The following is an 18449-nucleotide window of genomic DNA, read 5'->3' as shown; positions in this document are numbered from 1 at the left end:
ATCTGGACATGCTGCAAGTCGACAAGCTGCACCAGTACTACGGCGGTAGCCACATCCTGCGGGGCCTGACGTTTGACGTGAAGGTCGGTGAAGTCACCTGCCTGCTCGGGCGCAATGGCGTGGGCAAGACCACCCTGCTCAAATGCCTCATGGGATTGCTGCCGGCCAAAGAAGGCGCGGTGAACTGGGAAGGCAAGCCGATCACCACGTTCAAGCCGCACCAACGGGTTCACGCCGGAATCGCTTACGTGCCTCAGGGCCGGGAGATTTTTGGCCGGTTGACCGTGGAAGAAAACCTGCTGATGGGCCTGTCGCGGTTTCCTGGCAGTGAAGCGAAGGAAGTCCCGGCGTTCATCTACGAGCTGTTCCCGGTGCTGCTGCAAATGAAGCAACGGCGCGGCGGTGACTTGTCCGGTGGTCAGCAACAGCAGCTTGCCATCGGGAGGGCATTGGCCAGCCGACCGCGGTTGCTGATTCTCGACGAGCCGACCGAAGGCATCCAGCCTTCGGTGATCAAGGAGATCGGCGCAGTGATCAAGAAGCTCGCGGCACGGGGCGACATGGCGATTCTGCTGGTGGAGCAGTTCTACGATTTCGCCGCCGAACTGGCCGATCAATACCTGGTGATGTCACGCGGCGAGATCGTGCAGCAGGGTCGCGGAGAAAATATGGAAGCCGAGGGTGTACGCGGTCTGGTTACGATTTAATCTGCAGCATCCTGACGATAACTGAAAACCATGAATTTACCTGCCCACACCACGCTGTTCACGCCTAGCTGGCACGCCGAGCTGGAACTGGGCTATGCCCGATTCGGCGACAGCACGCGCCCGGTTCAGCGCCGGCACAAAGGTCCGTTGCGGGTGCAGAAACATCTGTATGCCGAAGGGCCCGAAGTGTGCCAGCACATCATCGTGCATCCGCCCGGAGGGATTGCCGGCGGCGACCGGCTCGACATCAGCGCCAGTGTCGGCCACGGGGCGTGGGCGCAAATTACCAGCCCCGGCGCTGCCAAGTGGTATCGCGCGGCCGGGCCGGCTTATCAGACACTTGATCTGAAAGTAGCCAGCGGCGCGACACTGGAGTGGCTGCCGCAAGAGACGATTATCTTCAGCGCCGCCCAGGCTGAGCTCAGCACGTCCATCGATCTGGAAGGCGACGGGCGGTTGTTCTACTGGGACGTCGTGGCGCTGGGCCGCCCGGCCAGTGGCGAGCGTTTTGACCTCGGGCATTTCCAGGCGCAGCTGGACATCCGTCGCGACGGCCAGTTGCTCTGGCATGAACGCCAGCGCATTGTCGGCGGTGATGGTTTGCTCGATTCGCCGATCGGGATGGATGGGCAACCGGTGTTTGCGACGTTGTTGGTAACGGGGGAGATTGATAGCGAGCTGCTGGAGAAATGCCGTTCGCTGAACCATGAAGTACGCGGGGATTTGACGCAGTTGCCGGGGCTGTTGGTTGCACGATGCCTGGCCCGTGAGGCATTGCTGGCGCGGGGCTGGCTGATTGATTTGTGGCGGATGCTCAGGCCGGCACTCCTCGACCGAGAAGCCGTCTCACCCCGAATATGGAGCACCTGAAATGCAATCCCGGGGAGCGGGCTTGCCCGCTCCCACAGGGATCTGCGCCAGCAGATCCAACTCTTTTTTATCTGCCCGGATGGATTCCAAACGATGGACCTGACCCCACGCGAAAAAGACAAGCTGCTGATCTTCACCGCCGGCCTCGTGGCCGAGCGGCGTTTGGCGCGCGGCGTGAAACTCAACTACCCGGAAGCCATGGCCTATATTTCCGCAGCGCTGCTCGAAGGCGCCCGTGACGGCCAGACCGTGGCCGAGCTGATGCACTTCGGCACCACCCTGCTCAGCCGCGAACAAGTGATGGAAGGCATCCCGGAGATGATCCCGGAGATCCAGGTCGAGGCCACCTTCCCCGACGGCACCAAACTGGTCACCGTCCACCAACCCATCGCCTGAGGCCGTGCCATGACTTACCACATCCGCGATGCGGTGCACGCCGACCTGCCGGCGATCCGCGACATCTACAACGACGCCGTACTCAACACCACGGCGATCTGGAACGACCAGGCTGTCGACCTGGGCAACCGCCAGGCCTGGTTCAGCGCCCGGCAAGCCCAGGGCTATCCGATCCTGGTGATCGTCGACGGCGATAACAGCGTACTCGGCTACGCTTCATTTGGTGACTGGCGACCGTTCGATGGTTTCCGCCACACCGTCGAGCATTCGGTCTATGTGCGCAGCGACCAGCGCGGCAATGGTCTCGGTCCGCAATTGATGGACGTGCTGATCGAACGCGCCAAAGGCTGCGACAAACATGTGATGGTCGCTGCCATCGAAAGCGGCAATGCCGCCTCCATCCGCCTGCATGAACGCGTCGGTTTCGTGACCACCGGGCAAATGCCTCAGGTGGGCACCAAGTTCGGTCGCTGGCTGGACCTGACCTTCATGCAACTGACCCTCAACCCTGGCGCCGAACCGTCGCCCGCCAGCAAGGAGTAACGCCCGATGAACGCCGCCCAACTGCGCCGCGTCAATGTTGAAAGCTTCGCGCACTATCGCCAGGGTTTGATTGATCTGCTGCTCGACGCCGTGGGTTATGGCGCCAGTGTCGGCTTCATGGCCGATCTGGATGCCACTCAGGCACGCGCCTATTTCGATGAAGTTCAGGACAACCTCAACAAGGGCAACGTGCTGCTGTGGGTGGTGGTCAAGGACGAACAGGTGCAGGCCAGTGTGCAACTGACCCTGTGTCAGAAAGCCAATGGTCTGAACCGCGCCGAAGTGCAGAAACTGCTGGTGCGTGAACACGCGCGCCGCCGTGGCCTGGGCCAACAGTTGATGAGCGCTTTGGAACAGGCCGCGCTCCAGCACAAGCGCGGCATGCTCTACCTCGACACCGAAGCCGGCTCCCCTGCCGAGGACTTCTACAAGGCACTGGGTTACAGCCGGGCCGGCGAAATCCCCGACTACGCCTGCGACCCGAGCGGCCGCTACAAGCCGACCGCCCTTTACTACAAAATTCTCCAGGGAGCCCATTGATGATTCCCGGTGAATTCCAGATCCAGCCCGGCGACATCGAACTCAACGCCGGCCGCCGCACCGTCAGCCTGAAAGTCGCCAACAGCGGTGACCGGCCGATCCAGGTCGGCTCGCACTACCACTTTTTCGAAACCAACGACGCCCTGACTTTCGACCGCGCCGCCAGCCGCGGCATGCGCCTGAACATCCCCGCCGGCACCGCCGTGCGCTTCGAGCCGGGGCAGAGCCGCGAAGTCGAGCTGGTCGACCTGGCCGGGCATCGCCGGGTGTTCGGGTTTGCCGGCAGGATCATGGGTGACCTCGATTAACACCGTCTTTGTGGCGAGGGAGCTTGCTCCCGCTCGAGTGCGAAGCGCACGCAAGACAGCTAATGCGATTTATCTGAATACACCCAGACGGTAGATTTTTACGACTGCTGCGCAGCCGAGCGGGAGCAAGCTCCCTCGCCACAATGGGCAGCGAACTGCCGCACTTTCCAAGGCAAACATATGAAAATTTCGAGACAAGCCTACGCCGACATGTTCGGCCCCACCGTCGGTGACAAGGTCCGCCTGGCCGACACCGAGCTGTGGATCGAAGTGGAAAAGGACTTCACCACCTACGGCGAAGAAGTGAAATTCGGCGGCGGCAAAGTCATCCGCGACGGCCAGGGCCAAAGCCAGCTACTGGCCGCCGAAGTCGTCGATACCGTGATCACCAACGCGCTGATCATCGACCACTGGGGCATCGTCAAGGCCGACGTCGGTCTCAAGGACGGGCGCATCGCCGGCATCGGCAAGGCCGGCAACCCGGACGTGCAGCCCAACGTCACCCTCGCCATCGGCGCCAGCACCGAAGTGATCGCCGGTGAAGGCATGATCCTCACCGCCGGCGGCATCGACACCCACATCCACTTCATCTGCCCGCAACAGATCGAAGAAGCCTTGATGAGCGGCGTCACTACCATGATCGGCGGCGGCACCGGGCCGGCCACCGGCACCAACGCGACCACTTGTACGTCCGGCCCATGGCACCTGGCGCGGATGCTTCAAGCGGCGGATGCCTTCCCGATGAACATCGGCCTTACCGGCAAGGGCAACGCCAGCCTGCCGGAGCCGTTGATCGAACAGGTCAAGGCCGGCGCCATCGGTCTCAAATTGCACGAAGACTGGGGCACCACACCCGCGAGTATCGACAACTGTCTCAGCGTCGCCGATCAGTACGACGTGCAGGTGGCGATCCACACCGACACGCTCAACGAGTCGGGTTTCGTCGAAACCACCCTCGCCGCCTTCAAGGGCCGCACCATCCACACCTATCACACCGAAGGCGCGGGCGGCGGGCATGCACCGGACATCATCAAGGCCTGCGGCTTTGCCAACGTGCTGCCGAGTTCGACCAACCCGACCCGGCCGTTCACCCGCAACACCATCGACGAACACCTCGACATGCTGATGGTCTGCCACCACCTGGACCCAAGCATTGCCGAAGACGTGGCCTTCGCCGAAAGCCGTATCCGTCGCGAGACGATTGCCGCCGAGGACATCCTCCACGACCTCGGCGCGTTCTCGATGATCAGCTCCGACAGCCAGGCCATGGGCCGTGTCGGTGAAGTCATTACGCGCACCTGGCAGACCGCCGACAAGATGAAAAAACAGCGCGGCCCGTTGCCCGATGATGGTGAAGGCAACGACAACTTCCGCGCAAAACGCTACATCGCCAAATACACCATCAACCCGGCAATCACCCACGGTATCAGTCATGAAGTGGGCTCGGTAGAAGTGGGTAAATGGGCAGATCTGGTCCTGTGGCGCCCGGCGTTCTTCGGGGTCAAACCGACGCTGATCCTCAAGGGTGGCGCCATTGCCGCCAGTCTGATGGGCGATGCCAACGCCTCGATTCCGACACCGCAACCAGTGCATTACCGTCCGATGTTCGCCAGTTACGGCGGCTCGCTGCATGCCACCAGCCTGACGTTTATCAGCCAGGCGGCGCACGAGGCCGGTCTTCCCGAAGCCTTGGGCTTGAAGAAGAAAATCGCTGTGGTCAAAGGCTGCCGTGAGGTGCAGAAAACCGACCTGATCCACAATGACTACCTGCCGAGTATCGATGTCGATCCGCAGACGTATCAGGTCAAGGCCGACGGTGTCCTGCTGTGGTGCGAGCCAGCGGATGTGCTGCCGATGGCTCAGCGTTACTTCCTGTTTTGATCGGTTGACTGGATCACCGGGGCCTTGCCGGGCCCCGGCGTAAAGCAATAACGATCAGCTGTTCGGCTGTACGGTGAAAGGAATTTCCACCCGTTGCAGTCTTGCCCGTTCGATCGCCTGACGTGTGAAGGTTTTGATAAAGGCTTTCCTGTCTTCGTCGATGACTTCCAGCTCGGCGGCATATTCCGCTTCGGTCATGACGTGTCCCGGTGCAAACGCGCTTTCCGGCTTGTTCAATTCAGCACCGAGTACCCTGAGTTCTTCCTTCAACTGAGCCTTTTGCTCCAGAGACAGTGTTGTCTCGGTTGCACGTTTTTCCAATGCTGAGTAGAACTCGATCGTGGCTTCGATCCGGCGACTGAAACCTTTGACAACCCCTCGATTGACGCCCTCGACATAGGATGCCCAGAACGGTTGATCGACGAGTAAATCAGCCAGAAGCTCTCCTTCCTCAAGGTCCAGTACACGTCGCAAAGCATCCTCGATCATCTCTGGCGTAACCGCGGCGATTTTTCTGAACTGCATTTTTCGCGTCTGCCAGGGCAGGTCCAGCCGCTCGGCAAGATCCGTCATGAATGCCAGGTGAACTTCAACCTCATCAATCGTGCCAGTGACCTCGCCCGCTGCATTGATGCGCCTGAATTGCTCGCCAACCGCCTCGCGTTCGGAGACCGTTTTGCGGGCAATCCTGCTCAGTTCATCCAGACGTGACTTGCCCCGCGCCAGCGACACCAGTTCAGCCTCCACCAGCGCAGGATTGGCCAGTTCATACGCCTCATGAATCAGCACTTCCATTCCCATGGCGTTGAACAGCTGCGCGCCGGCATCGACACACGCCGTGGGCACGGTGGTCATAGTGAAGAGTTTTTGCCGCAGCTCGGTATTTTTCGACATCGCTTCGAGCATTCGCCAGACCTTGGCAGTCATGTCGATCCGAAACCCGGGATCGTGCTTGAAGTGCCCCGATTCCGTGAGTTTGCGAATCTCGTTGAAAAACCCGAGCGAGCCGATCTCATCCTCGACGCTGTTCCACACTGCCTGTTTGGCCACCCATTCCCGTCGGGTCATGCCGGCCTCCCAATCGAGGCTGTCACGCACGCCACGAGGCGGATACGGTCGATCGGGGTCCATGCCGACGGACGCGATGTACTCCCTGAGCGTCTGCAGATTGAAGGCCGGCAGATAATCCGTGTCCCGGCTCAACACCGTGCGCGCCAGCAATTCCGCCTCAACGGAGCCACGCGCGACCATGGGCACGTAGGTGATTTCGTTGTACTGCATGTCCAGGTAAAAATGCCGGAAGCGTGGCTGCGCGAACAAACCGTCCGGCCAGGTCCGAATGCCAGTGTCGGCCAGGATCAGCGTATGCAACATGCGCATGCTGCCAATATCCGGTTCCCGGCCCAGAGGGTTGCCGTACAGGTCCAGGACCTGAAGCCGTGTCAGGTTGCGCAGGTCCGCGACGCCTTGCGCATCCAGGACAATGCGGTTTCCTCGCATGTTCAATTCCGTCAGTGCGCGCATGCGACCGACGGCACGAGGAATCCGGGTGAGCGAATTACCGTTGACGTTGAGCGAACGCAATCGGGGGAAATGATAGAGCAGGGAAATATGCGCGTCGGTCAATTCGGTCAGGGTCAGATTGAGGCGGGTGACGTGATCGAAGGTGCCCTCCAGCATGGGCATGGTGCGCAGATGACGGCCCAGCGGCATGTTCTCGAGGTCGAGCACAACGCCTTGCAGCTCGCCAAACGAATCCACATGGCGCAATCCGGAGTGCTGCCAACACTCTCTGATCGCTTTGTACAGCGCGTTTCTGGATCGCCATTCAGCGATGCCGGCGGACGTGAAGCGGTATGACTCAGTCGGCGATTTCAGCCAGCGTTGGAAATTGGTGTTCAACCGATCGAATTCCGCTTCCAGGGCACTCGCCCTCTGCTCAAAACTGACCTCGCTGCCACCCGCCTGCAGATAAGCCTGCGCCTCGGCCTCCGTCCAGCCTGGACGGACAACCCGCACACGTTCCTGTGGCGTAATGTTCCCGGTGACCCGCCGCAGCCCTTGGGAAACTCCGCGCATACCGCCACGCAGCCGCATCGTGGCCGGGTCGTAAGCGGGTTTACGGACAGGGTTCTGCGCCAGAAGCGCGTTGAACCTGTCCCGTGGCAAGGGCGTTTTTTGAACGGCCTGCTTGAGCGTTGCGCCTTGATTGATGTGATACCCCAGCGCGTTTCGTTCGGCATCAGGCAGGGCGTGCAGTACGGACGCGTAGAGATCATCGGGCCCATGCAGGTGCAGATCATCGTCATCGCGGGCCTGGTACTGACCGTCCTCGCTGACCAACATACGGCGAACGGAGGCATTGGCCGGGCCGACACTGTCGTGCAACGGTCCATCAAATGAATCCTCGCGGATTTCGATCTGCACGTTGTCGGGCCAGTCGGGCAACGCTTGCAACGAGTGCAACGCCAGTCGCTCGGTATCGACACTGTACGCGGCATCGAGAAACAGCCCTTCGTAGGCGCGTGCCGCTCGTAACGCCTGCAAAGTCCCCCGCGTACGCTCTTGCAGCGGTAAGGGGATGCGCGAAGAGTCGGTGATTTTGAGCCGTTCTTGCGGTTCGAGGTCGGCCAGCAACTCCCGGGCGATCACCGTGGGCAGGCCGCTGAACGCGTCCTGAAGCGCCAGCACTTGCCGATTGTCGGTCTGTTGCAGACGACGATCCCGCGCGTTGAACAGCGAATCACGCTGATTGCCCGCCCGTTCGGCCAACTTGTTTTTCAACGCATCGATCCGGATGTGCTCGTCTGTCGAAATGCCCTGTCCGAGCATTGCGTGGACGTCGGCCTCGCTCATGAACTTCACGGCAAGCTCTGGAAGTTTTCCTGCGCTGACCTCGGCACGGCTTATCTTCAGCGTGTTGGCCGGCGACGCGTCGACATTGCCGTACTTTGTCGAACGCCCGGCAATACCTGCGCCGTCAAAAAGCTCGATGTTTTTTTGCTCGGGCCATCTCGGCAGGTCAACCAGCAAACGGGGCACCTGTTCGATGAACGCTTCAGGCACCTCATCGCGCAGTATCTGTTCAGGCAGTTTTTGCACCTCGGCCCAGGTCTTGAACCGCTCGATCGTGTCGGTCAGCAATGCTGGCGCGGGTTCGTTGACCACGTGCAACCTGCGCAACTGGTTTTCTTCGAGACCACTGACGACCCGAATCTGCTCCAGCGTGGCATCGGAGAACCCCTCGACCGCCGGCCCCATGCGCCGCATGAGTGTGGTTTTGTCCCACTCGAGAGGTCGGTCGAGCTCGGTCCTCCATACTCCCGCACCGTCATGTTCGAGTGTTGGCTGATACGCCTGCGCCCGATCCGGATGTTGCAGGTATGGCTGACCGGTGCGCGGATCGTTTCTGACTTCGAAGTGCTTGCCTTCATGCTTCAGAAAGTCTTTTTCGCTGTGGCGGTACAGCCCCTGCTCACTTGGCGTCCCCCCTTCGGGCAGCGTCAGGTCATGGGCGTAGGGCGACAGGTCCGGCTTCCACAGGCGCGTCTGGCCGTCAGGCAACTCAACCTTTTTCAACTGATCGATAAAGGCCGACGGTTTGACCGACGCCGCCGCACCGGCGGGCAAGACGTTTCCCGCCGCCATGATCGCCAGTTGGGCGAAATTGATCATGACGCCGGTGAGATGGGCCGCCGCTTCCTCCCTGTCGCCCTTGCTCCACTCTTCAATGCCCTCCATGGTTTCGAACAGCATCTGCCCGACCATGACCGCCAGCATCGCTTCGCCGAGCCCCGGCACCAGCATGGCGCCAAAGTTGAACACGTTCCAGCCGATGGTCAGATAGCTGGTCAACCGATTCCAGCGGGTGGTCGCGTCTTCGTCCCCGGTCGGCACAGCGATGTGCCGCGCATCGGCAATGGCTTTGTCCCTGCGCCAGCGACCGATTTGCGACCAGAGATCGCCTGAGACGATGTGGGTGATGGGCTCTGCGTTGGCGTTTTCAACCGCGGTCTCTCGCCACCACGGCCCCATGTCCAGCGGTTCACGCTGCGTCCAGGTGAACGTGGTGAAACGCTCGCGAACCCGGGCAAAGAATTTGCCATGGTCTTTTTGTGCGACGAATCGGCTGAAAAACTGTTGATAGTCCGGCGAGCGCAACTGGCTCGTCAGTTCCTTCATGAAGTCAGTGAAGGACGCATACTCTTTGAGCGGGTGCTCAGGATCATCCGGGACATAGGCGATCAACGTCCCGTCGAGACGGCTTTGTTGAAAATCATCTTCCCTTTGCAGCATGGCGTCGACGAGACCGCCGGGGCCATTGGCGAAAAACGCCTCGAGCAGTTTGAACTGGGCAAATTCCTGGCCTGGCAGCAGCGTCAAACGCCTGGACCATTCCAGCAGTGTGCGCTGGTGCGCGGGAACCAGACTGTCGTAGATTCTTTTCACTTCAATGGGGTCTGCCACCGCGCTGAATAACAGGATGCCGGATAACCTGAACCCCATTAGCGAAAGTCGATGACATTGCCAAGGGCGATTGTTCCATAGGATGCCCTTTTCATTGCCACGAACTTGCTTGAGTTTCCCGTAGCCATAGGAACTGATGTCGCTTTTCAAGTAAGCGATCAGCGCGGCTTCGTCGAAAGCGGCTTTTTCGCTGGCCAGGCATCGCCGTTCAACCAACGCTTTGGCCGTGTCTTCTTGCGGACTCAGCAGGCCCTTTATGTGCTGCTGATAGTGCGTACCGATATCAAGCGTCCGGCACAGGGCAGCAAACCGTTCGACGGTCAGCGCATGCCGCTGTAACTGGTTTTCGTCGTCCAGGGTGAAGATGCCAGAGCCATCGCGAAATGCGTCGGCCTGCGTTTCAGGCTCCTCGAAATTGTGAAGCGCCGCTTCCAGCAAAGTCGATTGCCTGAGTCGACTGGCATTGGTATCGATGCCAAAACCCAGCTTTGCCGGGATATACAGGCGAATGAGCGTCGCATTGACGTCCAGATCGAGATTCAGTTGTTCCTTTAATGCTTTGACGAGCAAGGGTTCGGCAAAGGCGAGGATGTCCTGCTGCAAATGCTCCAGCGCTTCGTCCAGCGGGGCCTGAGTGCGCCAGCGCTCATCTGTCAGTTGCTTGAGGTACTGACGATCGATGGCGCGTGCATTCAAATACCACTCCGGAAAACCCGCTGCCGAATCGGCCATCGACAGCAGACGCGAAACCGGTGCGTCTTTTAGCGGCGAAGGCAGTTTGCTCAGAAGATAATCATGATGGACATTATCCTGGCCTTGTCTCTGTCCGGAATTAACTTGCAACGCCGGAACGTCCGATAGTTGGGTCATTTCGCAAATCCTTATGCGATGAAAAGAACCACCAGACTATTGAATGCGGTTAAAAACAAAAGATTAAAAAACCACTTGGAAAACCGCAAAAGTCGAACAATGCAATTAATTTCAAGATCTAAAAAATAAATAATTAGTACCCTGAAGCCGTCAAAGAATGGTCGCCGGCGTAATGGTAGTTTTTAGGGGACGTCAAAGGGGCTAATATGCCCCGGATTGCCATCAGGAAACCGACCATGCGCTTATCCGAATTCATCAGGCAGCACGTAGACCGTATCGTCGATGAATGGGAGCAGTTCGCCAGAACGATTACCCCGGCAGCCGATCACATGGATCGATTGGCCTTGCGCGATCATGCCAAGGCAATTCTGTTGGCGGCAGCGCGGGACATGACCACCGCGCAAACCGCCCGCGAGCAACTCGCCAAAGCGAAGGGCGAAGGTCCGGAGAAAACCCCGAGTCTGGACGAAGCTGGCGCCAGTCATGGTGAACTGCGGCATACCGTGGGGTTCGACCTGGTGCAGATGACCAGTGAGTTCCGCCATTTGCGCGCCTGTGTGATTCGTCTGTGGGTCGACAGCCTGAAATCGCCGGAACTTGCCCACTTCCAGGACATGATCCGTTTCAACGAAGCCATCGATGAAGCCCTTGCCGAATCCACGGCGGCCTATGCCGAACAGGTCAACCATTCGCGGGACCTGTTTCTGGCGATACTCGGGCATGATCTGCGCGCCCCCTTGCAAGCCGTGAGCATGTCCACTGAAATGCTGATGCGCAAAGCCACGCTTGAGGGCGATGCCTTGGCTTGCGCGATCAACATCAAGCGCGGTGCGCGACACATGGCGGTGATGGTCAGCGATTTGCTGGAGCTGGTGCGCAGTCGCCTGGGCAAGAGCCTGCCGATTGAACCGAAGCCGATGGACCTGGCCGATGCCGTCCACGCAGCAGTGGCCGAAGCCTGTGCCGGTAATCCGGAGTGCGACCCTATGGTTCATGCAGAGGGGGACACCACAGGCGTCTGGGATGCCGGACGCCTGGCTCAACTGCTGCAAAACCTGATCGGCAATGCGTTGCAGCATGGGTCGAACAAGCGGGATGTGACGGTGACCCTCACCGGCGAACCGGATACCGTTCGCCTGACGGTGCATAACTTCGGAGCGCCGATTCCCGAAGAGGCCATCGGTACGATCTTCGATCCGCTGGTACGCAGCGCCGATGAAGAACTCGGCCAGCCGTCCACTAGCCTTGGCCTTGGCTTGTTCATCGTCAAGGAAGTGGTCGATGCGCATTCCGGGACGATTGAAGTCAGCTCGAACGAAGTGGACGGAACGCTGTTCACCGTGGTGTTGCCGAGAAACATCTAGGGGTGTTGCGGGAAAAGGCTTTGTGGCGAGGACGCTTGCTCCGGCTGGGCTGCCGAGCAGTACGGTGCGGCGTCCCGACAAGCCCTTGCCACAGCTTCAGTGCTCAGCGCTATTCAGCCACCAACCGCCCCAACCGCTGCTTGAGCATGCGGTTCTCGGCCCGCAGTTGCTGCACCTCTTCAAGCAGGTCGAGCGCCAGGGCGACGCCTTCCCACTCCAGCTCCAGGTCGTGCCGCAGCTTGGCGGCACGCTTGGCCAGGGCCAGCTCATAATCGTTGAAACGCCAATCCTTGGGCTGCTTGCCCTGAGGTTCGAGGATGCCGTGCTCGACGATTTCGATCACGTAGACGTCCGACAAATCGGACGCCTCACAGAATTCTGCCATGTCCAGTTGAACGATCAGGGGGCTGCTCATGATGGGCTACTCCGTCTCTTGGATCAGAAATTTTCTCGCGGGTCGAATGCAGCTTTTTTCGCCAGTTCCTGCCACAACGCCTTGACCTCATCGTTCGAGGTTTTAGGCATGACCGCTTTCAATTGCACGAACAGGTAACCTCGTTGACCAGCCTTGTTCAGCAAGCCATGTCCCTTGGCGCGCATGCGCTGGCCGTTCTGACTGCCGGCCGGCACCTTGAGGTTGATCTTGCCTGTCAGTGTCGGCACAGCCACTTCGGTGCCCAGTGCCAACTCCCACGGAGCCAGCGGCAGCGTAATGATCAGGTTCTCGCCTTCGACGTCGAACTTCGGATGCGGCGCGAAGCGAATGATCAGGAACAAATCGCCGTTGGCGCCACCACCGATGCCCGGTGCACCCTGCCCTTTGAGGCGGATGCGTTCGCCGTCGGTCACGCCGGCCGGGATTTTCACGTTCAGGCTCTTGCTGGTGTTGCTGACGTGCTGACCGGCCGCGTTGTACTGCGGCACCTGGAAGGTGACCTTCTTCGATTCGTTCGAGAGGGTTTCTTCCAGAAAGATCCCAAGTTCCATTTCCACGTCTTGCCCTCGACGTCCGGCGCTGCGGCCTGACTGTCCACCACCAAAACCCGGACCACGGTTGCCGAAGATCGAACTGAAGAAGTCCGAAAAATCGCCCGTGTCCTGGCCGCCACCGAAACCACCGCCACCACGCCCCTGCCAGCCCGGCGGGCCCTGGAACGGTTGGCCATGCTGGCCATACTTGCGCAAGTCGTCGTATTCGGCGCGCTTGTCGGCGCTTTTCAGCGCTTCATAGGCTTCCGAGGCGTCCTTGAACTTGGCCTCGGCGTCCTTTTCCTTGCTGACGTCGGGGTGGTATTTGCGCGCCAGCTTGCGATAAGCCGCTTTGATCGTCTTATCGTCCGCGGTCGGTTCCACACCGAGAATCTTGTAATAGTCTTTGAAGTCCATCGTGGAATCACCATCCCTTATCAAAATCGCGCCGTCACTCGCAGCATGCGCTCATTGGCAGCTGCCGGGTTGACCGATCTCAAGGTTGTGACCGGAGGGCGCATCAGAAGTTTATCGGCAGCAGTGGGCGGTTCTTGCGACCGTCCGATGGCTGCCAGGCTCAATGCAGACAAGTTTGGGGCATTCCGCCAGCTTATCAAGGCGCTATTGGCTGAGATTTAGCGGATAGTCGGCCTTCGAATCTGCGCCGCACTGGCATACACTGCGCGGCCGTTTTTTAACCGGAACCTGAAAGACATGAAAAACGCATCTCCAGCCCGTGCCTGTGGTATCGACTTCGGCACGTCCAACTCCACCGTCGGCTGGCTGCGCCCCGGCATGGAAACGCTGATCGCGCTGGAGGACGACAAGATCACCCTGCCGTCGGTGGTGTTCTTCAACATGGAAGAACGCCGCCCGGTGTACGGCCGGTTGGCGCTGCACGAGTACCTGGAAGGCTACGAAGGCCGGTTGATGCGCTCGCTCAAGAGCCTGCTGGGCTCCAAGCTGATCAAGCACGACACCAGCGTCCTCGGTACGGCGATGCCGTTCAAGGACCTGCTCGGGCTGTTCATCGGCCAGCTGAAGAAGCGCGCCGAAACCGCCGCTGGTCGGGAGTTCGAAGAAGTGGTGCTGGGCCGTCCGGTGTTTTTCGTCGATGACGATGAAATGGCCGACCAGGAAGCGGAGAACACCCTGGTGGACGTCGCCCGCGCCATCGGCTTCAAGGACGTGTCCTTTCAGTACGAGCCGATTGCGGCGGCGTTCGATTATGAGTCGACCATCGAAAAGGAAGAGCTGGTCCTGATCGTCGACATCGGCGGTGGTACGTCCGACTTCTCGCTGGTGCGCCTGTCGCCCGAGCGCCGCAACCACGACAACCGTCACGATGACATCCTCGCCACCGGCGGCGTGCACATCGGCGGGACCGATTTCGACAAGCAGCTGAGCCTGCAAGGCCTGATGCCGCTGTTCGGCTATGGCAGCCGCATGAAGAGCGGCGCCTACATGCCCACCAGCCACCACATGAACCTGGCGACCTGGCACACCATCAACTCGGTGTACTCGCAGAAGTCGACCCTGGCCCTGGGCAGCATGCGTTACGACATCGAAGACACCGGCGGCATCGACCGTCTGTTCAAGCTGATCGAGCAACGCGCCGGGCACTGGCTGGCGATGGAAGTGGAAGAAACCAAGATCCAGCTGACCCACGCCGACAGCCGCCATGTGCCGCTGGACCGCATCGAACCGGGACTGAGCGTGGAGCTGAGCCGGGCGCTGTTCGAATCGGCCATCGACAACCTGCTGGAGCGTGTGCGCAACAGCGTGACCCAACTGCTGAACGACGCCAATGTGCGGGTCGATCAGGTGGATACGGTGTTCTTCACCGGCGGCTCGAGCGGGATTCCGGCGTTGCGCAACAGTGTGTCGGCAATGTTGCCGAATGCGCGGCATGTGGAAGGGAACATCTTTGGCAGCATCGGCAGCGGGTTGGCGATTGAAGCGGCCAAGCGTTACGGCCCGATGGACTGATCCGAAAAACCCTGTGGTGAGGGGATTTATCCCCGCTGGACTGCGCAGCAGTCCCCGCATTTAGCTATGGGGCTGCTTCGCAGCCCTACGGGGATAAATCCCCTCGCCACAGAGATCGACGCGGGATCAAACCATCCCCACCTGCTTCAACTCACTCTTCAGGTACGCGTAATAAATCGGCCCCGCCACCACCCCCGGCAGGCCGAACGCGGCCTCGAACACCAGCATTGCCAGCAGCAACTCCCACGACTTGGCACTGATCTGCCCGCCGACAATGCGCGCGTTGAGGAAGTATTCGAGCTTGTGGATAACAATCAGGTAACCCAACGCCGCCACCGCCACCCAGATCGACAGCGACAAACCGACGATGGTGATCAGCGTGTTCGACATCAGGTTGCCGATCACCGGCAGGAGGCCGAGCAGGAAAGTCAGCACGATCAGGGTCTTGGTCAGCGGCAGCTTGATGCCGAACATCGGCAGGACCACCGCCAGGAAAATCCCGGTGAAGAAGGTGTTGAGCAGGGAAATCTTGATCTGGGCGAACACGATGTTGCGAAAGGCCTGCACCAGCAGGTGCAAACGATCGAACAGGGCGGCGGCCAGCGGCTTGCGCTTGGTCACGTCCGGCACACGCTGCAAGGCAATGATCGCCCCCAGCACCATACCGATCAGCAGCGTCACGAACATGTGCGCCGCGTCTTTGCCGACCAGCTGCAAGTCGCTAAGGTGTTTGCTCATCCACTCGCCGATGGCCACGCGGAACTCGGCGGCGCTGGCGGGCAGGTAGGCGTCGATGAACGGCGGCAATTGCCCGCGCGCACGGTCGACCACGCCCATGAATTTATCGAGGGAAGCCCCGGGGTTTTCCGCCTCGTGCAGCAGAAAACTGATGGCCCCGGCAAAGATCAGCGCCAGCACACTGACCACCAGCGTCCCCAGCAATGCCACCGCCAGCCAGCGTGCACGCCGTCCTTCGATCAGCCGCTGCAATTGCGGGGTGAGCATGTTGACCAGTTCGAACACCAGCAAACCGGCGAGCAGGCTTGGCAGCAAGCGCAGCGGAATCACCAGCAGCAAACCACCAAAGATGATGACCCAACTGATCAGCAGCAAGACTTGGCGTTGAGAAAACGTTGGCATACAGCCTCAAAACGAACGGCCTAAAAGGATTGGCAGTCTGCCAGCGTTCGGGTGTCAGCACTAGGGATTGTGTAGGGCGACCTTGGTCGGGGGCTCGGGTGTTTTTTGTAGTGACCTTGCCGGCCCCATCGCTAGCAGGCTAGCTCCCACAGGGGAATGCATTCCAAGTGTGGGAGCCAGCCTGCTGGCGATGAGATCCTCACAGCCCCCCAGTCCAGTGTTTACTTTTTCTTCAGGCAATCACTCATGAACGCCTTGCGCTCATCCCCCTTGAGGGCTTTGGTCGCCGCATCGGCATTACAGGTTTTCATCTTCTCTTGCTGAGGGGTCAAGGCTTTCGCGTCACTGGCGGCTGGCGCCGCTTTAAGGCAAGTGCTCATGAAAGCTTTGCGCTCGTCGCCCTTGAGGCTTTTCGCGGTAGCGTCGGCATTGCAGGTGGTCATCTTGTTCTGTTGGGCTGTGGCGGCGAAGCCTTGGGAACAGAGCAGCAAACCGATCATCAACAAAGGGACACGCAACATCTTCATGGAGTTTTCTCCTTGTTGCCGCACCGAGGGGTGCGGCCTCATTCTGGAGTGTAGACAAAGCCTGTTACACCTTCCTGTTCTCAAGATGGCTACGGCGATACTGCTCCGGCGTGCACCCGGCCTGACGTTGAAACATCGCGATAAACGCCGAACCGGTGCTGTAACCCATGTCGAAAGCGATTTCCTGAATGCTGCGGTGACTATCCAGTGCCTCGATCGCTGCCAGAAAGCGCACGCGCTGTCGCCACTCGCCGAAACTCATGCCCAGTTCGCGCACAAACTGCCGCGCCAGCGTGCGCTCACTGACGTGAATCTGTGCAGCCCACGCCGACAACGGTCGGTTATCCCCGGGTTCCGCCTGCAAGGCTTCCAGTATCCCGAGCAGCCCGGGGTTGCTGGCGTAGGGCAAGTAGCACTCGTGAACGGGCGCCTGCTGCAGCTGGTCCACCAGCACCTGCGCCAGGCGCTGGTCCGCAGCCTGTTCGGGAATTTTCACATCTCGGGCGGCGAAGTCCTTGAGGATCGCTTTGAGAATGTCGCTGATCGCCAGGGTGCAAGCCTGCTGTGGCAGTTCCTGGCAGAGCGCCGGCGCGAGGCAGACCGCGCGGTAGTTAATCGGTTGATTGCTGTAAAAACTGTGCTCGATCTGCGGTGGCACCCACACGGCATATTGCGGTGGTGACATGAACCGGCTGCTGCCGATTTCCATGTGCAGGACACCGTTGGCCGAATATTCCAGCGTGCCCCAGGAGTGACGGTGGGCCGAGGCATACTCGTGGGTGTCGAAGTCGGCATAACGGAAGTAGACCGGCGAAGGCAATTCGCTGAAGTCCAGCAGGTCGATGTGTTTACTGGTCATCCTGTCCGTCATCCGGGGCGGGTTGTCTGGATCGAAGTATAGGCTTTCATCCAGACAGGCGATAATCACTCCTCATTAACGTTTCTGGTTTTTCCGATGCAATACGCTTATCCCCTGCTGGCCATTTTCATTTGGGCCGGCAACACCGTGATTACCAAAATGTCGGCCGGCGCGATTTTCCCCGCCGAAATCGGTTTTTACCGCTGGCTGCTGGCCGGCTTGTTGTTCACGCCATTCATGCTCAAACCCGTCTTTGCCCATTGGTCGGCCATTCGCCCGAACCTGGGGAAGATTTTCGTCCTCGGCGTGCTCGGCATGGCGGTTTATCAGAGCCTGGCGTATTTCGCGGCGTCGCTGACGTCGGCCACCAACATGGGCATCATCCTGTCGCTGATGCCGTTGATGTCGCTGGCCATGGCGATCATCAGTCTCGGTCAGCGTCTGACGGCGGGCGCGCTGGCCGGTGCCGTGCTGTCGTTTGCCGGGGTGTTGGTGGTGGTCTCGTCCGGCAGCCTCGGTGCTTTGCTGGAGCACGGGGTAAATCTGGGCGATGCGATTATGCTGATCGCCACGCTGGCCTACGCGATCTACAGCACCCTGTTGAAAAAGTGGCAGCTGCGTTTGCCACCGCTGGTGTTGTTGTATCTGCAGGTGTGGGTGGCGGTGGTGGTGCTGTTTCCGCTGTTCGCGGTGTCGCCGAAAATCGGCCCGACGCTGCAGAACATTCCGCTGGTGCTGTATGCCTGCCTGCTGGCGTCGATGGTTGCGCCACTGGCGTGGATGCAGGCCGTGGTGCGCCTGGGGCCGAGCCGGACTACGCAGTTTTTCAATCTGCTGCCGTTGTTGACGGCGCTGATCGCCGCACTGGTGCTGCATGAGCAGTTGGCGATGTATCACCTGGTGGGCGGGGTGTTGACGTTGGGCGGGGTGATTTTTTCGGAGCGCTGGACCACGGTGTTGGGCCGCAAGATTAGCATCGCCTGATCTGTGGCGAGGGGATTTATCCCCGTTGGGCTGCG

At 60.0% G+C, this 18449-nt stretch carries 16 protein-coding genes; 10 read left to right on the top strand and 6 right to left on the bottom strand.

Going from position 1 to position 18449, the window contains the following annotated elements:
- Positions 1 to 8: 8 nt before the first annotated feature.
- From urtE to ureC, 7 genes are all read left to right on the top strand, one after another.
- Positions 9 to 707: an urea ABC transporter ATP-binding subunit UrtE gene (urtE, locus tag ACM6I5_RS27320; protein ID WP_008031204.1), complete on the top strand. Its 699-nt coding sequence runs from the start codon at positions 9 to 11 to the stop codon at positions 705 to 707.
- Between the two features lie 30 nt (positions 708 to 737).
- Positions 738 to 1577 (top strand): urease accessory protein UreD, encoded by an 840-nt coding sequence (locus ACM6I5_RS27315; RefSeq protein ID WP_414885044.1) that lies wholly within the window; start codon positions 738 to 740, stop codon positions 1575 to 1577.
- A 93-nt stretch (positions 1578 to 1670) separates the two neighbouring features.
- Positions 1671 to 1973 (top strand): urease subunit gamma, encoded by a 303-nt coding sequence (gene ureA, locus ACM6I5_RS27310; RefSeq protein ID WP_007907366.1) that lies wholly within the window; start codon positions 1671 to 1673, stop codon positions 1971 to 1973.
- Between the two features lie 9 nt (positions 1974 to 1982).
- Complete coding sequence (locus ACM6I5_RS27305) at positions 1983 to 2516, top strand: GNAT family N-acetyltransferase (protein WP_017336310.1); 534 nt, start codon at positions 1983 to 1985, stop codon at positions 2514 to 2516.
- A 6-nt stretch (positions 2517 to 2522) separates the two neighbouring features.
- On the top strand, positions 2523 to 3056 hold the full coding sequence (locus ACM6I5_RS27300) for a GNAT family N-acetyltransferase (RefSeq protein WP_017336309.1): 534 nt from the start codon (positions 2523 to 2525) through the stop codon (positions 3054 to 3056).
- Positions 3056 to 3364 carry an urease subunit beta gene (locus ACM6I5_RS27295; protein ID WP_017336308.1) on the top strand — a complete coding sequence of 103 codons (309 nt, stop codon included), beginning with the start codon at positions 3056 to 3058 and terminating at the stop codon, positions 3362 to 3364. Before ACM6I5_RS27300 ends, ACM6I5_RS27295 begins: the two co-directional genes overlap by 1 nt.
- Before the next feature lie 180 nt (positions 3365 to 3544).
- Positions 3545 to 5245 carry an urease subunit alpha gene (gene ureC / locus ACM6I5_RS27290; protein WP_414885043.1) on the top strand — a complete coding sequence of 567 codons (1701 nt, stop codon included), beginning with the start codon at positions 3545 to 3547 and terminating at the stop codon, positions 5243 to 5245.
- A 54-nt stretch (positions 5246 to 5299) separates the two neighbouring features.
- Here ureC and ACM6I5_RS27285 read toward each other — a convergent pair whose 3' ends face one another.
- On the bottom strand, positions 5300 to 10582 hold the full coding sequence (locus tag ACM6I5_RS27285) for a dermonecrotic toxin domain-containing protein (protein WP_414885042.1): 5283 nt from the start codon (positions 10580 to 10582) through the stop codon (positions 5300 to 5302).
- Positions 10583 to 10818: 236 nt separating this feature from the next.
- Here ACM6I5_RS27285 and ACM6I5_RS27280 point away from each other — a divergent pair, with 236 nt between their 5' ends.
- Positions 10819 to 11946, top strand: coding sequence for a sensor histidine kinase (locus tag ACM6I5_RS27280; RefSeq protein WP_414885041.1), 1128 nt, complete (start codon positions 10819 to 10821; stop codon positions 11944 to 11946).
- A 109-nt stretch (positions 11947 to 12055) separates the two neighbouring features.
- Here the strand turns inward: ACM6I5_RS27280 and ACM6I5_RS27275 are convergent, their stop codons facing one another.
- Both ACM6I5_RS27275 and ACM6I5_RS27270 read right to left on the bottom strand, forming a co-directional pair.
- The gene (locus ACM6I5_RS27275) at positions 12056 to 12361 is read right to left on the bottom strand and encodes a chaperone modulator CbpM (protein ID WP_414878189.1); all 306 of its coding nucleotides are present in this window, start codon (positions 12359 to 12361) and stop codon (positions 12056 to 12058) included.
- 23 nt (positions 12362 to 12384) lie between these two features.
- Positions 12385 to 13332 (bottom strand): DnaJ C-terminal domain-containing protein, encoded by a 948-nt coding sequence (locus tag ACM6I5_RS27270; RefSeq protein ID WP_017336303.1) that lies wholly within the window; start codon positions 13330 to 13332, stop codon positions 12385 to 12387.
- A 297-nt stretch (positions 13333 to 13629) separates the two neighbouring features.
- Here ACM6I5_RS27270 and ACM6I5_RS27265 point away from each other — a divergent pair, with 297 nt between their 5' ends.
- Positions 13630 to 14904, top strand: a complete 1275-nt coding sequence (locus ACM6I5_RS27265) for an Hsp70 family protein (RefSeq protein ID WP_150654544.1) — start codon at positions 13630 to 13632, stop codon at positions 14902 to 14904.
- Positions 14905 to 15030: 126 nt separating this feature from the next.
- Here ACM6I5_RS27265 and ACM6I5_RS27260 read toward each other — a convergent pair whose 3' ends face one another.
- From ACM6I5_RS27260 to ACM6I5_RS27250, 3 genes are all read right to left on the bottom strand, one after another.
- On the bottom strand, positions 15031 to 16044 hold the full coding sequence (locus ACM6I5_RS27260) for an AI-2E family transporter (RefSeq protein ID WP_017336301.1): 1014 nt from the start codon (positions 16042 to 16044) through the stop codon (positions 15031 to 15033).
- Positions 16045 to 16265: 221 nt separating this feature from the next.
- Complete coding sequence (locus tag ACM6I5_RS27255; protein WP_414885040.1) at positions 16266 to 16571, bottom strand: PsiF family protein; 306 nt, start codon at positions 16569 to 16571, stop codon at positions 16266 to 16268.
- A 64-nt stretch (positions 16572 to 16635) separates the two neighbouring features.
- Complete coding sequence (locus ACM6I5_RS27250; protein ID WP_414885039.1) at positions 16636 to 17430, bottom strand: AraC family transcriptional regulator; 795 nt, start codon at positions 17428 to 17430, stop codon at positions 16636 to 16638.
- 96 nt (positions 17431 to 17526) lie between these two features.
- Between ACM6I5_RS27250 and ACM6I5_RS27245 the strand changes: the two genes are divergently transcribed.
- Positions 17527 to 18414, top strand: coding sequence for a DMT family transporter (locus ACM6I5_RS27245; RefSeq protein WP_414885038.1), 888 nt, complete (start codon positions 17527 to 17529; stop codon positions 18412 to 18414).
- Positions 18415 to 18449: the final 35 nt, after the last annotated feature.

Origin of the sequence: Pseudomonas sp. IT-P171, from assembly GCF_949767765.1 — a bacterium.
GTDB classification, from domain to species: Bacteria; Pseudomonadota; Gammaproteobacteria; order Pseudomonadales; family Pseudomonadaceae; genus Aquipseudomonas; species Aquipseudomonas fluorescens_B.
The sequence above is the reverse complement of the archived record's forward strand: the minus strand, read 5'-3'. Positions and strand labels throughout refer to the sequence as shown.

Coding starts and splice junctions, on each gene's coding strand:
- urtE (WP_008031204.1), top strand. CDS start 9: ATGCTGCAAGTCGACAAGCTGCACCAGTACTACGGCGGTAGCCACATC.
- ACM6I5_RS27315 (WP_414885044.1), top strand. CDS start 738: ATGAATTTACCTGCCCACACCACGCTGTTCACGCCTAGCTGGCACGCC.
- ureA (WP_007907366.1), top strand. CDS start 1,671: ATGGACCTGACCCCACGCGAAAAAGACAAGCTGCTGATCTTCACCGCC.
- ACM6I5_RS27305 (WP_017336310.1), top strand. CDS start 1,983: ATGACTTACCACATCCGCGATGCGGTGCACGCCGACCTGCCGGCGATC.
- ACM6I5_RS27300 (WP_017336309.1), top strand. CDS start 2,523: ATGAACGCCGCCCAACTGCGCCGCGTCAATGTTGAAAGCTTCGCGCAC.
- ACM6I5_RS27295 (WP_017336308.1), top strand. CDS start 3,056: ATGATTCCCGGTGAATTCCAGATCCAGCCCGGCGACATCGAACTCAAC.
- ureC (WP_414885043.1), top strand. CDS start 3,545: ATGAAAATTTCGAGACAAGCCTACGCCGACATGTTCGGCCCCACCGTC.
- ACM6I5_RS27285 (WP_414885042.1), bottom strand. CDS start 10,582: ATGACCCAACTATCGGACGTTCCGGCGTTGCAAGTTAATTCCGGACAG.
- ACM6I5_RS27280 (WP_414885041.1), top strand. CDS start 10,819: ATGCGCTTATCCGAATTCATCAGGCAGCACGTAGACCGTATCGTCGAT.
- ACM6I5_RS27275 (WP_414878189.1), bottom strand. CDS start 12,361: ATGAGCAGCCCCCTGATCGTTCAACTGGACATGGCAGAATTCTGTGAG.
- ACM6I5_RS27270 (WP_017336303.1), bottom strand. CDS start 13,332: ATGGACTTCAAAGACTATTACAAGATTCTCGGTGTGGAACCGACCGCG.
- ACM6I5_RS27265 (WP_150654544.1), top strand. CDS start 13,630: ATGAAAAACGCATCTCCAGCCCGTGCCTGTGGTATCGACTTCGGCACG.
- ACM6I5_RS27260 (WP_017336301.1), bottom strand. CDS start 16,044: ATGCCAACGTTTTCTCAACGCCAAGTCTTGCTGCTGATCAGTTGGGTC.
- ACM6I5_RS27255 (WP_414885040.1), bottom strand. CDS start 16,571: ATGAAGATGTTGCGTGTCCCTTTGTTGATGATCGGTTTGCTGCTCTGT.
- ACM6I5_RS27250 (WP_414885039.1), bottom strand. CDS start 17,430: ATGACCAGTAAACACATCGACCTGCTGGACTTCAGCGAATTGCCTTCG.
- ACM6I5_RS27245 (WP_414885038.1), top strand. CDS start 17,527: ATGCAATACGCTTATCCCCTGCTGGCCATTTTCATTTGGGCCGGCAAC.